Genomic DNA, 14,481 nt, shown 5'->3' on the forward strand with positions numbered 1-14,481 from the left:
GCCCGCCACCCCACGCCTGGAACGCCGGGCCGCCGCCGCCCGGGCCGCCGCCTGGGCCGCCGCCGCAGTTCGCGGGTCTACCGCCCCCGCGCGGACGCAATCCGTGGGCCATCGTCACCGGGGTGGCCGCGCTCTTCCTGGTGCTCATCCTGGGCGCGATCGCCATCTGGGCGGCCACCAAGGACGACGACAAGCCGCAGCCCGACGCGCGCCGGACGACGACCACCACCACGACCACCCGGACCACGCCGCCGACCACGACGCTCACCACCACGACGCTGACCCCGACACCGACTTCGGCTGCCCAGGCCCGGCTGATGAGCCTGCTGCCGCCGGGCTATCCCACCGGCAGCTGCACGCCGGATAGTCAACCGATGCCGGGCGCGGTGGTTTCGGTCAAGTGCGGGCAGAACACCGATCCCAACGGGCCGAAAGTCTCGGCCTTCGGGCTCTACTCCGACGTCGCCGCGGTGAAGAAGGCCTTCACCGCTTTCATCGGCACCTTCACCATCCAGGGCTGTCCCGGCGGGAAGGCATCGCCGGGTACGTGGTGGCACAACCAGGATCCAAAGACCGTCCTCGGTCAGATCGCCTGCGGCAACTACAAAGGCAACGAGCCGCAGGTTATGTGGAGCAATGAGCAGACGCTGATGTTCGGGCTCGCCGCGGGAAATCCGCAAACTCTCGATCAGCTGTACAAATGGTGGGCTTCCCACTCGTAGGCATCGGAGGCTGCACATGCAAGACCGGCAAAACAGGCAAGCCATCAGTCCGGCTCAGCTGGAGTTGAGGGCCGCCGGCCGTACCTGGCACGCCACCGCGAACCGGGTGTGGACCATCGGCCGCGCGGCGGAAGCCGATATCCGCCTTGACAATCCGCGGGTGTCGCGCGACCACGCGGTGCTCGAGCCCACGCCCGAAGGCTGGGTGCTGGCCAACCGCAGCAGCAACGGCACGTTTCTGGACGGGCAGCGCGTCGAGCGCCTGGCGATCCGGCAGCCGGTCACCGTGGTACTCGGTTCGGCGTCGTCCGGGGAGGTAGTGGAACTGCACCCGGCGGCCCCGCCACAGCCGGCCGCGGCTAGGCCCAACGCCGCTGAGCCGCCGATACCGGGCGGGACCACGGTCGCCCGCCCGCCCACGGCCGTGCACGCCATCGACCAGTTGGTCGTCACGATCGGCCGCGGACAGGACAACAACATCGTCCTGAACGACCTGCTGGTATCCCGGCGCCACGCGATGCTGCGCCGCTCCGGCAACCAGTGGGAGCTGGTCGACAACCACAGCGCCAACGGCACCTACGTCAACGGCAACCGGATCAACCGGGCGCTCATCGGGCCCGACGACATCGTCGGCATCGGCCACCAGCTGATGCACCTGTCCGACGATCGGTTGGTGGAATACGTTGACACCGGCGATATTTCGTACGAAGCGTCCAACCTGCGGGTGGTCACCAACAAGGGCCGCGTGCTGCTGTCCGACGTCACCTTCGCCCTGCCGCAACGCAGCCTGCTGGCGGTGGTGGGCCCCAGCGGCGCCGGGAAATCGACCTTGCTCGGCGCGCTGACCGGATTCCGCCCGGCCGGCAGCGGTTCGGTTCGCTATGACGAGCGCGACCTCTACGACAACTACGCCGAGCTGCGGCACCGCATCGGCTTCGTGCCGCAGGACGACATCCTGCACACCCCGCTGACCGTCCGTCGGGCACTGAATTACGCTGCGCGCCTTAGGTTTCCACAGGATGTCTCGGCCAGCGAACGCAAGCAGCGCATCGAGGAAGTACTGACCGAGCTCGGGCTGTCCACCCAGGCCGATCAGCGCATCGACAGCTTGTCGGGCGGTCAGCGTAAACGCACCAGCGTCGCCCTGGAGCTGCTGACCAAACCGTCGCTGCTGTTCCTCGACGAACCGACCTCAGGCCTTGACCCGGGCTATGAGAAGTCGGTGATGCAAACGCTGCGCTCGCTGGCCGACGACGGGCGCTCGGTGGTGGTGGTCACCCACAACATCGCCCACCTCAACATGTGCGACCGGTTGCTGATCCTGGCCCCCGGCGGTCGGCTGGCCTACTTCGGCCCACCGCAACAGGCGCTGAGCTACTTCAACTGCACCGACTTCGCCGACCTGTTCACCCTTCTCGAACACGACAAGGCCACCGACTGGACCGCCCGGTTCAACAGCTCACCGTTGCGCGCGGCGCTGGCGCCGCGCCCGCCGCAGCGGACGCCCCATCCCGGCCTGGCGCCGGCGGCGAAGCCGGTGGCCCAGCAGAGCGCGCTGGCCCAGTTCGCCATCCTGTCCCGGCGCTATCTCGCCGTCATCGCCGCCGACCGGCAGTATTCGGTGTTTCTGCTGCTGCTGCCGTTGCTGCTCAGCCTGTTCGCCTACGCCGTGCCGGGCGAGGCGGGTTTGTCACTGGCCAAGGCGATTGCGCAGAAGTCGACGCAGCCCTCCCAGTTGCTGGTGTTGCTCATCATCGGCGGCGGCTTGATGGGCTGTGCGGCCTCGATCCGCGAAATCGTCAAGGAGCAAGCCATATACCGGCGAGAACATGGCATCGGCTTGTCCGGCGGCGCCTATCTGGCGTCCAAGCTGGTGGTGCTGACGGTGCTGACGACCGTGCAGGGGCTGATTCTGGGCTTCCTCGGGGTCGCGTTCCTGCCGCCACCCGATCAGTCGGTGGTGCTGCCGTGGCCCAGGCTGGAGGTGGCGGTCGCGGTCGTCGCCGTCACCGTGGTCACGATGATCATCGGCCTGCTGATTTCGGCGATGATCGGCAACGCCGACCGGGGCATGCCGCTGCTGGTGCTGGTGGTCTTCGCCGAACTGGTGCTGTGCGGCGGGATGTTCGGGGTGAAGGGCCGCATTCCGCTCGAGCAGCTGGCGTGGTTGTCGCCGTCGCGGTGGGCCTTTGCGATGGGAGCTTCGACGGTCGATCTCAACGACCTGCGCCGGACCGTGCCCGGCGGGGAACAGGATCCCTTGTGGGACTACGACGTCAGTACCTGGCTGCTGGCCGCCGGGGCATGTGTGGTGCAGGCGATAGTGCTGGTGCTGCTGATCGGGCTACAGCTACGGCGCCTGGGCCCACAACGCAAGGCCCGCAAGTGATTTCAGGCGTGCTTCATCATGAAGGGGACGCCGCTGACAGCCAGTTCGCCGTAGGAAAGCTGTACGGAGAGCACCCGGTAGCCGATGTAGTAGACCCCGTATGACCAGGCGCGCTCGACTGCGGTAGTAAGCATCTTTCTCCCCTTGGTTCGGCTGCTGGGAGAAGCATCGGCCGGTGCACTTGCCACATCCTTGACGGATGCTTGGGATAGTGTCGGCGCATTGCGGGTTGATTTGGAGGATCAGCAATGAGCGACGCGCAGGACTCGCGGGTGGGGTCGACCTTCGGTCCCTACCACCTGAAGCGGTTGCTGGGCCGCGGCGGGATGGGCGAGGTCTACGAGGCCGAGCACACCGTCAAGGAGTGGACGGTCGCGCTGAAGGTGATGACCGCGGAGTTCAGCAAGGACCCGGTGTTTCGCGAGCGGATGAAGCGCGAGGCGCGCATCGCCGGCCGGTTGCAGGAACCGCACGTGGTGCCCATCCACGACTACGGCGAAGTCGACGGGCAACTGTTTCTGGAGATGCGCCTCGTGGAGGGCACCGACCTGGACAGCCTGCTCAAGCGATTCGGCCCGCTGACCCCGCCGCGCACGGTCGCCATCATCACCCAGATCGCCTCGGCCCTGGACGCCGCGCACGCCGCCGGCGTGATGCACCGCGACGTCAAGCCGCAGAACATTCTGGTCACCCGCGACGACTTCGCTTATCTGGTCGACTTCGGGATCGCCAGCGCCACCACCGACGAGAAGCTGACCCAATTGGGTACGGCGGTGGGCACCTGGAAATACATGGCCCCGGAACGGTTTTCCAATGACGAGGTCACCTACCGCGCCGACATCTACGCGCTGGCCTGCGTGCTGCATGAATGCCTGACGGGCGCCCCGCCGTATCGCGCCGACAGCGCCGGCACCCTGGTGACCGCTCACCTCATGGAGCCCATCCCCCAGCCCAGCGTCGCGCGCGCGGGTATCCCGAAGGCGTTCGACACGGTGGTGGCTCGCGGCATGGCCAAGAAGCCCGAGGACCGCTACGCCAGTGCCGGCGATCTGGCGTTAGCCGCCCATGAAGCGCTCAGCGATCCCGACCAGGACCACGCCGCCGACATCCTGCGCCGTAGCCAGGAATCCACCCTGCCCGGTCCGCCCGTCCCGGCCCCGGCGCCGCCGACCAAGCCGGCCACCGCGCTGGCCCCGCCGTCGAATCCGCACCTGCGGCCGGGTCCCGTCACCCCGCCGCAGCAGCCGCAGCAGCAGCGGCCGCAGTATCAGCCGGCGCCGTCGTATCCGCCGTCGGGTCCGATACCGCAGCAGCGGCCCGCCAACCAGCCGGGATGGTCGCCACCCAGCGGTCCCATTCCCTACCCGAGCAGCGGGTGGAGCGGCCCACAGCAGGCCGTGCCGCCACCACAGCAGCCCGGCGGCCCGGCGCCGTGGAACCAGGGGCCGGCACCGGCGGGCAAGCGCAATCCGTGGCCCATCGTGGCCGCGGTCGCCATCGTGCTGGTCTTGATCGTGGGCGGGATCGGCATCTGGCTGGTGATTCAGCCCAAGCCCAAGCCGCCGCCCAAGCCCATCGCCGAGGACCGGCTGAGCTCACTGCTGCTCAGCCCTGCGGAAGTCAACTCGGTGATGGGCGCATCGACGATCGCGCCCGGCAAACCCATCACGACGATGGATGCCCCGACATTGACTGTCTCCCAGCCGGATTGCCAGGGCGCGCTCTACACCAGCCAAGCCCCGGTCTACGCCGGCACCGGATACACCGGGATCAGCGCGCTGGTGTCGTCCGAGCCGGGCGACAACTACGACCACTGGGTCAACCAGGCCGCCATCGCCTTCCCGTCCGCCGACAAAGCCCGCGACTTCGTCCAGACCGCGGCGGGCAAGTGGAAGAACTGCGCGGGCAAGACCGTCACCGTCACCAACAAGGGCAAGACCTACCGGTGGACCTTCGCCCAAGTAGAAGGCAGCCCGCCGCGGATCACGGTGGTGGACACCCAGGAGGGCGCCGACGGCTGGGAGTGCCAGCGCGCGCTGAGCGTGGCCAACAATGTGGTGGCCGACGTCAACGCGTGCGGCTACAAGATCACCGATCAGGGCGGGCAGATCGTCGACCAGATGATCGCCAAGATCAATAAGGCGAGTTAACCCGGCAGATCGGGCCCCTGCGCCCGTAGGTCGTCGACGGCCGACATGGCGTCGCGCAGCTTGGCCAGCCACTCCTCGGTGTGCTCGCCGACCAGCTTGACCGACCACGCCAGGGCATCGGCGCGCGATCGCGCCACGCCGGCGTCGACGAGCGTGTCGAGCACCTGACGTTCGGGTTGCTTGAGTCGCGTCATCACCGGAACTGCTATGTGGGTGAACAGAATTCGCTCGGCGCCGTTATCCGAGTCGACCTCGACGCCCCAGGAAACCTTGCGCCCGTAGCGCTCCTGCGCCTCGTCGGCGATCTTCATCCGCTCCGGCCGGGTGTCTTCGCGGAACCGCGACACACGGCCCTGCGCACGCTCTTTGCTTTCGGTTTCACCGGGCAGCTCGCCGACCACGGTGATCTCTTCGCGGTCGACGATGACGGCGGGGTCGCCGTCGAACCATCCTTCGGGCAGCCGTCCGGCGAACCACTCGGCGGCACCGCTGGCATCGGGTTGCTCGGCCTGCTGCCAGCCCCCGGGGCGCCCGTACCGGCGTCCATGCATGTGTTGGTGTTTCATGATTACATGATTACACCGTTACACGTGCAATGGAATGGCGTTCACCCGCGGCGAACGCAATGGCGATAGACCGTTGCCCATCGCCAGGCACCGGCGTATTTTTGGTACCGAAGCAGGCCCGGAAAGCGACCAGTCAAAAGTGCCGGAAGATGGGGTGGAATCCGGCCGTGTCGGACCCGCATAAGACGGAGTCGGACGCCCCCAAGAGTCGCCCGGGCCTGCCCATATGTTTGCGGGGTTTGCGCTAGGCGCGCCGTACCCGGAAAAGCTTCGCCTCACCCTTGATGCCCTTGAGCCGACGGGTGCCGGTGAACGACCAATGGAACCCCGCCGAGTCCGCCAAGGCCTTTACGTCGTCGTGCACCGCCTCGGTGACCAGCACCGTCCCCGCCCGCGCCGCCCCGGTAACCCGGCTCGCCGCGTTCACCGGACTGCCGAACCAGTCGCCGGCCCGGCTCACCGCCATCCCGGAGGCAACCCCGGCCCGCAACCGGGGGAAGCTGTCGTCGGTATCCACCACGTCGACCAGCTTGATGACGGTGTCCAGCAACGGCACGGGGTCGGGGCAGACCAGCATCACCGCATCGCCGATCGTCTTGATGAACCGCACCGGCGGCACGGTCAGGTCCCGGGCGAGATCGGCCAGCCGGCCGGCGAGCCGGCCGAGCTCCTCGGCCGACACCACCTCACCCAGCTTGGTGAAGCCCACCAGATCGGCGAAGGCCACCGTGACCTTGCGGGCACCCGGCAGCGGTTTACCGGCGGCTCGCTCACCGGCGTTGACCGCCTCGGTTTCCAGCATGTGGCGCAACTGCATGAACAGCATGTCTTGGATCATCGGGCCGAGCAACGGTGCAACCCGGCTGACCAGCGCCTTCGATGCCTGGGCGATCTGCAGCTCGGTGACGCCCGGGCGCATGATCGTCGACAGCGCGGTGTAACGCATCACCTCGGCGGCGTGCGACAGTCCTTCGGCCAGTACCCGCACCACCTGCACTACCTGGTCGGGGCTCAACCCCAGCTCGATGAAGCGCTGCGCGCTGGCGGCCGCGACGAGGTCGGCCCGCATGTGCACCACCGCGTCCGGGTCGTCCACTCTGGCCAGCCCGACGGCGCGCTGCACCCGCTGCAACAACTCCAGGTCGACGCCGTGGCTCTCGCTGATGTCGCGCGCGGATACATAGGTGCCGTCGTCGCCGACGAGGTGGCGGGTGGCCAGCAGCAGCGGCGGATTGGTCGACCGGATCTCCTCGGCGGTGATGCCTTCGGCGAGCAGCCACTCCACCAGCTCGGCACGCTCGGCGCGCGCCGGACCCTCAAGCCCCTCGATGAGACCCTGGAGGTCGTCGTCGGTCATGACACCGGCGGCCGCCGGTGCGCCCACGGTCTTGCGGCTTCGATCTGGGCGGCCAGCGACAACAGCGTCGCCTCGTCGTAGGGCCGGCCCACCAGCTGCACCGACATCGGCAGGCCGTCGTCGTCGAAGTCCCATGGCACCACGGCGGCGGGCTGGCCGGTGACGTTCCACACCTGGTAGTAGGGAATCCGCTGGGCCACCAGGAACAACGTCGACACCCCACCGCGGCGCTGATAGGCGCCGATGCGCGGCGGACCCATCGCAGTGCCCGGGGTCAGCAGGACATCCACATCGCTGAAGATCGACTGGATCCGCCGGCTCACCGCCTCCTCCGCGGTGCGCAGGGCCGCCATCCGCCGGTCGGAGAAGAACGAGCCGAGCCAGGCCAGCGAGCGGGTACGCGGTTCCAGCCGTTCGGGGTGGGCCTGGGCGTCGGCGTCGTCGCTGACACCACGCAGGAAGCGTGGCAGGAAGTTGGCGTAGGTCGCCAGCGCCGGATAGTCGGGATCGCGCTCGACCACTTCATGGCCCAGATCGCGCAGCAGCGCCCCGGCCTGCTCCAGCGCGGCCAGCTGCGCTTTGCCGCATCGGGCCGGCAACGGCGTTGGAGCCTTGGCGCTCAACGCAATTCGCAATCGGCCCGGTTCGCGTGCGGCTGCGTCGGCGAACTGACCTTGCGGACCGGGCACCGTCGTCGTCGCATCCAGAAACAACGCCGCGTCCATGACCGAGCGGGTGAGGGGGCCGTTGACGCTCAGCCCCTGCCATGCGCCGTCGTGCGGCTCCAGCGAGATGCGGTCCCGTTGCGGCTTGAGCCCGAACAGCCCGCACCAGGTCGCGGGGATACGAATCGATCCCCCGCCGTCGGAGCCCAGCGCCATCGAAGCCAGCCCTGCGGCCACCGCGGCCGCACTTCCGCCGCTACTGCCGCCCGGGGCGCGCCGGAGGTTCCAGGGGTTGCGGGTGGCCCCGAATGTCAGCGATTCGGTGAACGGCATGATCATCAGCTCGGGCACGTTGGTCTTGCCGATGATGACCGCACCCGCCGCGCGCAGCCGGCGGACCACCTCCGCGTCGGAACTCACCGCCGGACCGTGCGCGCCGCTGCCGTACGCCGTCACCTCGCCGGCGACGTCGGCATCGTCCTTGATCGCGATCGGCACGCCCAGCAGCGGCAGCCGCTCGCCGGCGTCGAGGCGCTGCTGGGCGAGGGCGGCCTCCTCGCGCGCGCCGTCGTACCGGACCACGCGGTAGGCGCGCAGGTCGCTGTCGAACCGCTCGATGCGTTCCAGGTAGATCTCGAGCAATACCGGTGCGGTGACTTCACCGTCGGCCAGCATCCGAGCCTGCGCCGCCGCCCCGGCGAAGGCGATATCCCTTGGATCGCTGAGGTCCATCGCCGCAGCGTATCCGCTGACCGGCCGGCCGTTGCCGCGGGTCCAGTAACGTGGCGTCAGTGTCCTGCGTGTTCTGTGCGATCTCCAGCGGGGAAGCTCCGGCGATCCGGATCTACGAAGACGACGGCTATCTGGCCATCCTCGATATCCGGCCGTTCACTCGCGGCCACACGCTGGTACTGCCCAAGCAACACACCGTCGACCTCACCGATACCCCGTCTCAGACGCTGGCCGACATGATCACCATCGGCCAGCGGGTCGCGCGTGCGGCCCGGGCCACGGAATTGGCCGACGCCACCAACATCGGCATCAACGACGGGCGCGCCGCGTTCCAGACGGTGTCCCACATCCACCTGCACGTGCTGCCGCGGCGCAACGGCGACAAGCTGTCGGTGGCCAAGGGGCTGGTGCTGCGCCGGGATCCGGACCGCGAAGCCACCGGCCGGATCCTGCGCGACGCGCTGGCCCGCATCAGCCGGTAATCTCCGCGGCCGGTAGGACTGGATTCATGAGCCTTATGCATCAGCTTGAACAAGTGGCCATGCGGCTGCTGCCGCTGCACAATTCGATCTATCAGAAGAGCAACGGCCGACTCGGACACCGGATACCGGGCATGCCGAACAGCCTGCTGCTGCACACCGTCGGTGCGAAAAGCGGCCGGCCGCGCACCACGACGCTGTCGTATGCCCGCGACGGCGACTCGTATCTGATCGTGGCCTCCAACGGCGGAGCCGACCGGTATCCCGGCTGGTACCACAACCTGCGCAACCGCCCGGAGTGTGAAATCAACGTCGGCCCAAGACGATTCGCGGTGACCGCGCGGCGCATCGCTCCGGACGACCCGGACTATCCGCGACTGTGGCAGCTGGCCAACAAGAACAACGGCAACCGATACAACGGCTACCAGCACCAGACCTCGCGGCCCATCCACATTTTCGCGTTGACGCCGCAGCGCGCCGAGTAATCCGTCCGGGGCGGGCCCGGCGGTTTATTCTGCTGGAGTCGCAATGAAACCCTGGACGCCAACCGCCTGGCAGCGGATCGGTCTACCGGCGCGCGCCGGTGGGCTGGTAGTCGCCGGATACGGCGTCGCGGCGGTGTTGGTTTTAGCGTCCAACGTCTTCGACTGGCAGGGCGTCTACTCGACCGGGCCGGTCGACGGACTGGTGACGGTGCTGTGCCTGCTCGTCGCGGCGGTCTGCGCCTGGTGGGCGGCGCGTCGCACGGCCGGGCGGCGAAGATACGGCTGGCTTGGTTTGGTCGTCGCCCTGGTGGGCTGGGCGGTCGGTGAGGTCATGTGGGCCGTCTACGATGTGCGGCCGGACTTCGACCACGCCGCCCACCCGGCAGTGGCCGACGGCGTACTGCTGCTGTATCCGATTGGCGCGATGGTGTCGTTGCGGCTGCTGTCCAACCGGGTGGCCCTCATCCCGTGGCGATTGGTGCTGGACGGCCTCATCGTCGCGACGTCGCTGTTCGTCGCTTCATGGGTGTTCGTACTGCAGAAGCTGATCCGGGAGAACGCCGACGCGGCACCGGCGACCTTGACGCACCTCTTCGCCGACATCATCGTCATGACGACCGCCATCCTGGCGTTTTCCCGGGCCCGTGCCGACAACCGGCACAGCCTCAGCCTGCTCGCCGCGGGCATCATCACGATCGGCCTGGCCGACATCCTGATCGTGTTCCAAACCGGAATCGGGACGTACCACACCGGCGATCTGGTCGACCTGACCCGGGTGATCGGCCTGGGAATGCTGGCGCTGGCGGCGCTGGCCAATGTCAACGAGTCGCCCGCCCCGGGCGCGCGGGAAGAACTGGTGTCCCGGGCGCGGCTGTGGCTGCCGTACTTGCCGCTGTTGCTGGCCGCCGCGATCGGACTGGGCCACGCGGTGGGCCATCTGCAGAACACCCCGATGGTCGCCGCGCTGGCCATTCTGGCCGCCGCAGTGCTGGTCCGGCAGTTCGTGGCGCTCTTCGAAAACCAGGGCCTGTTGTCCGAAGTGGCGCGCGAAGCCTTTCGGGACAGCCTCACCGGTCTGGCCAATCGGGCCCGCTTCCTGAATCGCTTGGAACAAGCGGTGGGCCGCTGCTGCGCCGAAACACCGATCGCGGTGCTATGTCTGGACCTGGACAACTTCAAGTCGGTCAACGATGCCCTGGGCCACCCGGCCGGCGACGAGCTGCTGGTCCGGGTCGCTGAGCGGCTCACCGCCGTGGTGGGTGAAGCCGGCACGGTGGCACGGCTGGGTGGCGACGAATTCGCGGTCCTCATCGAGGGTTCCGTCGAGGAATCACAAGCAATAGCGCGCCGGGTCCTCGCCGCGTTCGTCGCCCCGATCGTGGTTGACGGCGTTCCGCTGTCGGTACGGCCGAGTATCGGGTTCACCGTGGCTTGTCATGGCGCCGAAGGTAGTTGCAGTGTCGACGAGCTGCTGCGGCACGCCGACCTGGCCATGTACACCGCCAAACGCGAAGGCGGGCAATGCATTCGCAGCTTCGTCCCGGAAGCGCCCTTTCCCGATGTGCTGCCGCAGCTGGGCGACACGGTGACACCGGCGGTGGCCGCGCCGAAACCGGACCGGCCCGAATCCGACGGAATCGCTTGGCCGCCACCGGCGCTGCGAATCACCTTGGCGCTGTTGGCAATCGGCGTCATCGCTTTCACCATCGTCAGCTTCGTCACCGGGCACAACGCGTTCTTCGACGATGTGGTGTATCCGGGGCTGAACATGGCGGCCGCCGGAATCGTCGCCGCCCGCGGGTACCGGGTCGCGGCCGACCGGTTGGCCTGGGGGCTGGTGGCGGCCGGCCTGACCTGTTCGGCGCTGGGCGACGTGGTTTATTCGGTGTGGGTGCCGGACGGGCAGTCGCCGTCCGCGGCCGACCCCTGGTACCTGGCGTTCTATCCGCTTGTCTATGCGGGGCTGCTGCTGCTGATGCGCTCGCGCCTGCAGCGGGTGCCGACACCTATTCGGCTGGATTCGCTGGTGTGCGGGCTGGCCGCCGCCGCGGTGGCCGCGGCGCTGGCCGCCGGCCCCATCCATACCGCAGCGGCCCGCGCACCGGCCACCGTGCTGGTTGGCCTGATCTATCCGTGGGGCGATCTGATCCTGTTGGCGCTGGCCGCCGGGATGCTGCCGATCCTGGGCTGGCGCAACGAATTTCGCTGGGCCTTGCTGGTCGGCGGGTTCACCTTGTTCGCGGCGGCCGACACGGCCTACCTGTTCGGAACGTCGGCCGGGGCCTACCGGGCCGGCACCCTGCTGGACGCGTGCTGGCCGGCGTCGGCCTTGCTGGTGGCCGTGGCCAGCTGGGCGCCGTGGTCGTCGTTGCCGCCCGTGCCCAGACGCGGCTTGGGCTCCTATGCCGCTCCGGTGGCGTGCACCATCGTGGCACTCGCCGTCACCGTTGCGGGTCCCGACTCCCGGCTGGCGGTGACGCTGGCCGCGCTGAGCCTGGTCGCCGTCGCCGCCCGCTTCGCGGTCACCTTCCGCGACGTCAGCATCGTCGCCGAAAACCACAAACAGGCGATGACCGACCGGTTGACCGCCTTGCCCAATCGCCGTGCACTGGCGACGACACTGACCGAAAATCCATTGCCGGCTCACCGAATACCGACCCGCCAGGTGCTGCTGTTGCTGGAACTCTATGAGTTCCAAGAGATCACCGACTCGCTGGGCGATCACTTCGGCGATGAACTGTTGTGCCACATCGCAAATCGGCTTTCCAAGAACGTGCGCGGGGAGGATCTGCTCGCCCGCGCGGGGCCCGATGAATTCGCCATCCTGCTGGGCGACGGCGCCGACCTCATTGCCGCCCGCGCCCAGGCGGGCCGGTTGATCGAGGCCCTGAGCGAACCCTTCGCGCTCGATCCGATCACCGTGCAGGTCGATGCCCGGATCGCCATTGCGCTCTATCCCGATCATTGCGATCATCCGCAGGAATTGCTGAACCGCGCCGAAACGGCGCTGCCGCACGCCAGATCCGCCAAGAACAAGATCGCGGTGTACGACTCGGCGTACGAGCTCTATCGCGACAACGACCCCAACCTCGTCGAGGAACTGCGCGCCGCGCTCAACGACGGCGACCAACTGACCTGCCACTACCAGCCCAAGATCAACGCGAGCGACGGCAGCGTGCACAGCGTCGAAGCGCTGCTGCGCTGGCACCATCCCAGCCGCGGGTTGCTACTGCCGGAGGAATTCCTGCCCGCCGCCGAACGCGCCGGGCTGATGCGCAAGGTGGCGCACCGCACCGTCAGCGTCGCGCTCGACCAGATCGAGGCCTGGCGCCGCCAGGGCGTCCCGGTGACCGTCGCGGTGAACCTATCGACGACGAATCTGCTTGACCTCGACCTGGTTGCCACCATCGAACGGCTGCTGCACAGCCACGGCCTACCCGCCGACGCCCTCATCATCGAGATCACCGAAAGCACCCTGGTCGACTCGGCACGCTCGCGCAGCACCGTCGCCGCATTGCAGCGCCTGGGGGTCCGGATCTCGCTCGACGATTACGGCACCGGGTGGTCGTCGCTGGCCCGGCTGCAGGACGTCTCGGTCGACGAACTCAAGCTGGACCGGATATTTTTGGCTCGGCTCGCCTACGACCCGCGCTCGATTGCCATCGTGCGCTCCACCGTCGCACTGGCCCGTAGCCTGGGCGCCGACCTGGTTGCCGAGGGAGTCGAAGACGAAGCGACGTTGAGTGCGCTGCGGCGCTACGGCGTCACCATCACCCAGGGCTTCGTGCACAGTCCACCGCTGCCCGCCGACGAGCTGCAGCACTGGATCCGCCGCCATGCCGCGGCCGGCGTGACCGACTAGATCTAGAACTAGAACTAGAACAGCTCCTTGGCCAGCAGCTCGAGGGTGGCCACCCGGGCCGGTGCGGTAGCGGGATCGGTGCCCCGGTGGGCCGAGGCGACCGGGTGCACCATCACCTCGTCGACGCCGAAGCGTTCGGCGAGTTGACGCAGCTGCTCGGCGGCCTCGGCCGGTGCGCCCACCACTGCCCGGTTGAGCCCGCTGTCCACAATGTGCTGCTGCTGCGGGGTGAGGCGTTCGGTCGCCGCCTCTTCGACAAGCTGAACCGGGCCCAGCGGCTGACCGGTACGCAACCGCGCCATCATCTGCAGGTTGGGCAGCATCAAAGCCGTTGCCTCCTCGCGTGTTTCGGCCACCGCGGCATTGACAGTCAGGAACGTCACCGGTTCGGCGGCCAGGGTGCTGGGCTGGAACCGGGTCCGGTACACCTCTAGCGCCTCTTCGGTGCCTTTGCCGGAGAAGTGGTGAGCAAACACATACGGCAGGCCCTTGGCCGCGGCCAGGTGTGCGGAGTACATCGACGAGCCCAGCAGCCACACCCGCGGTTCGGTGGTTGCGGCCGGGGTGGCCTTGAGCCGGTAGTCGCCCGAGCGCAGCGGCACCACGACGCCGCGGGCGCTCATCAGCGCGACGACGTCGTCGAGGTAAGCGGGAAAGTTCTCGATGTCCTTATCGTCCCGGCCACCCCTCAAGGCATAAGACGTCACCGGGTCGGAGCCCGGCGCGCGGCCGATGCCGAGGTCGATGCGGCCGGGTGCGGCGGCTTCCAGCAGGGCGAACTGTTCGGCCACCGCCAGCGGCGCGTGATTGGGCAGCATCACCCCACCCGAACCCAGGCGCAGCTGCGCGGTCTGGGCGGCCAGGTAGGCGATCAGCACCGGCGGGCTGGTGGCCCCCACCGACGGCATGTTGTGGTGTTCGGCGACCCAGTACCGCGTGAAACCCAGCCGGTCCGCGGTCTGGGCCAGCGTGACGGTGGCTGCCAGCGCGTCGGCGGTCGTCTGGTCGGAGCGCACCGGGACGAGATCAAGGACGGAAAGACGCACGATGCGGGTAACGCTATGGGGGCTGCGA

The 14,481-nt window shown here is 68.3% G+C and carries 10 protein-coding genes and 1 pseudogene; 6 read left to right on the forward strand and 5 right to left on the reverse strand.

The window, feature by feature from the left end:
- Both BST12_RS32185 and BST12_RS22435 read left to right on the forward strand, forming a co-directional pair.
- Nucleotides 1-722, forward strand: a pseudogene (locus tag BST12_RS32185) (serine/threonine-protein kinase); the annotation flags it as partial.
- Nucleotides 723-738: 16 nt separating this feature from the next.
- On the forward strand, nucleotides 739-3,111 hold the full coding sequence (locus BST12_RS22435) for an FHA domain-containing protein (protein WP_083115465.1): 2,373 nt from the start codon (nucleotides 739-741) through the stop codon (nucleotides 3,109-3,111).
- Between the two features lie 2 nt (nucleotides 3,112-3,113).
- Here BST12_RS22435 and BST12_RS34335 read toward each other — a convergent pair whose 3' ends face one another.
- Nucleotides 3,114-3,245 (reverse strand): hypothetical protein, encoded by a 132-nt coding sequence (locus BST12_RS34335; protein ID WP_264061497.1) that lies wholly within the window; start codon nucleotides 3,243-3,245, stop codon nucleotides 3,114-3,116.
- A gap of 114 nt (nucleotides 3,246-3,359) precedes the next feature.
- Here BST12_RS34335 and BST12_RS22440 point away from each other — a divergent pair, with 114 nt between their 5' ends.
- On the forward strand, nucleotides 3,360-5,261 hold the full coding sequence (locus BST12_RS22440) for a serine/threonine-protein kinase PknH/PknJ (RefSeq protein WP_083115466.1): 1,902 nt from the start codon (nucleotides 3,360-3,362) through the stop codon (nucleotides 5,259-5,261).
- On the opposite strand, the gene BST12_RS22445 is transcribed toward BST12_RS22440, so the two are convergent.
- The 3 genes from BST12_RS22445 to BST12_RS22455 form a co-directional block, all read right to left on the reverse strand.
- Nucleotides 5,258-5,827 carry a hypothetical protein gene (locus tag BST12_RS22445; RefSeq protein ID WP_083115467.1) on the reverse strand — a complete coding sequence of 190 codons (570 nt, stop codon included), beginning with the start codon at nucleotides 5,825-5,827 and terminating at the stop codon, nucleotides 5,258-5,260. The genes BST12_RS22440 and BST12_RS22445 overlap by 4 nt on opposite strands.
- A 244-nt stretch (nucleotides 5,828-6,071) precedes the next feature.
- Entirely contained in the window at nucleotides 6,072-7,184 is a 1,113-nt protein-coding gene (locus BST12_RS22450) for an adenylate/guanylate cyclase domain-containing protein (protein ID WP_083115481.1), read from the reverse strand.
- A complete protein-coding gene (locus tag BST12_RS22455; protein WP_083115468.1) occupies nucleotides 7,181-8,581 on the reverse strand; it encodes an amidase in 1,401 nt (466 codons plus the stop codon). The genes BST12_RS22450 and BST12_RS22455 overlap by 4 nt, the downstream gene beginning before the upstream one ends.
- A 59-nt stretch (nucleotides 8,582-8,640) precedes the next feature.
- Here BST12_RS22455 and BST12_RS22460 point away from each other — a divergent pair, with 59 nt between their 5' ends.
- The 3 genes from BST12_RS22460 to BST12_RS22470 are packed head-to-tail and all read left to right on the forward strand — an operon-like array spanning nucleotide 8,641 to nucleotide 13,407.
- Complete coding sequence (locus BST12_RS22460; protein WP_083115469.1) at nucleotides 8,641-9,063, forward strand: HIT family protein; 423 nt, start codon at nucleotides 8,641-8,643, stop codon at nucleotides 9,061-9,063.
- A 26-nt stretch (nucleotides 9,064-9,089) separates the two neighbouring features.
- A complete protein-coding gene (locus BST12_RS22465; protein ID WP_083115470.1) occupies nucleotides 9,090-9,545 on the forward strand; it encodes a nitroreductase family deazaflavin-dependent oxidoreductase in 456 nt (151 codons plus the stop codon).
- A gap of 43 nt (nucleotides 9,546-9,588) precedes the next feature.
- The gene (locus BST12_RS22470; protein ID WP_083115471.1) at nucleotides 9,589-13,407 is read left to right on the forward strand and encodes a diguanylate cyclase domain-containing protein; all 3,819 of its coding nucleotides are present in this window, start codon (nucleotides 9,589-9,591) and stop codon (nucleotides 13,405-13,407) included.
- 14 nt (nucleotides 13,408-13,421) lie between these two features.
- Here BST12_RS22470 and BST12_RS22475 read toward each other — a convergent pair whose 3' ends face one another.
- Nucleotides 13,422-14,453: an LLM class flavin-dependent oxidoreductase gene (locus BST12_RS22475; RefSeq protein WP_083115472.1), complete on the reverse strand. Its 1,032-nt coding sequence runs from the start codon at nucleotides 14,451-14,453 to the stop codon at nucleotides 13,422-13,424.
- Between the last annotated feature and the right edge of the window lie 28 nt (nucleotides 14,454-14,481).

Origin of the sequence: Mycobacterium angelicum, assembly GCF_002086155.1 — a bacterium.
GTDB classification, from domain to species: Bacteria; Actinomycetota; Actinomycetes; order Mycobacteriales; family Mycobacteriaceae; genus Mycobacterium; species Mycobacterium angelicum.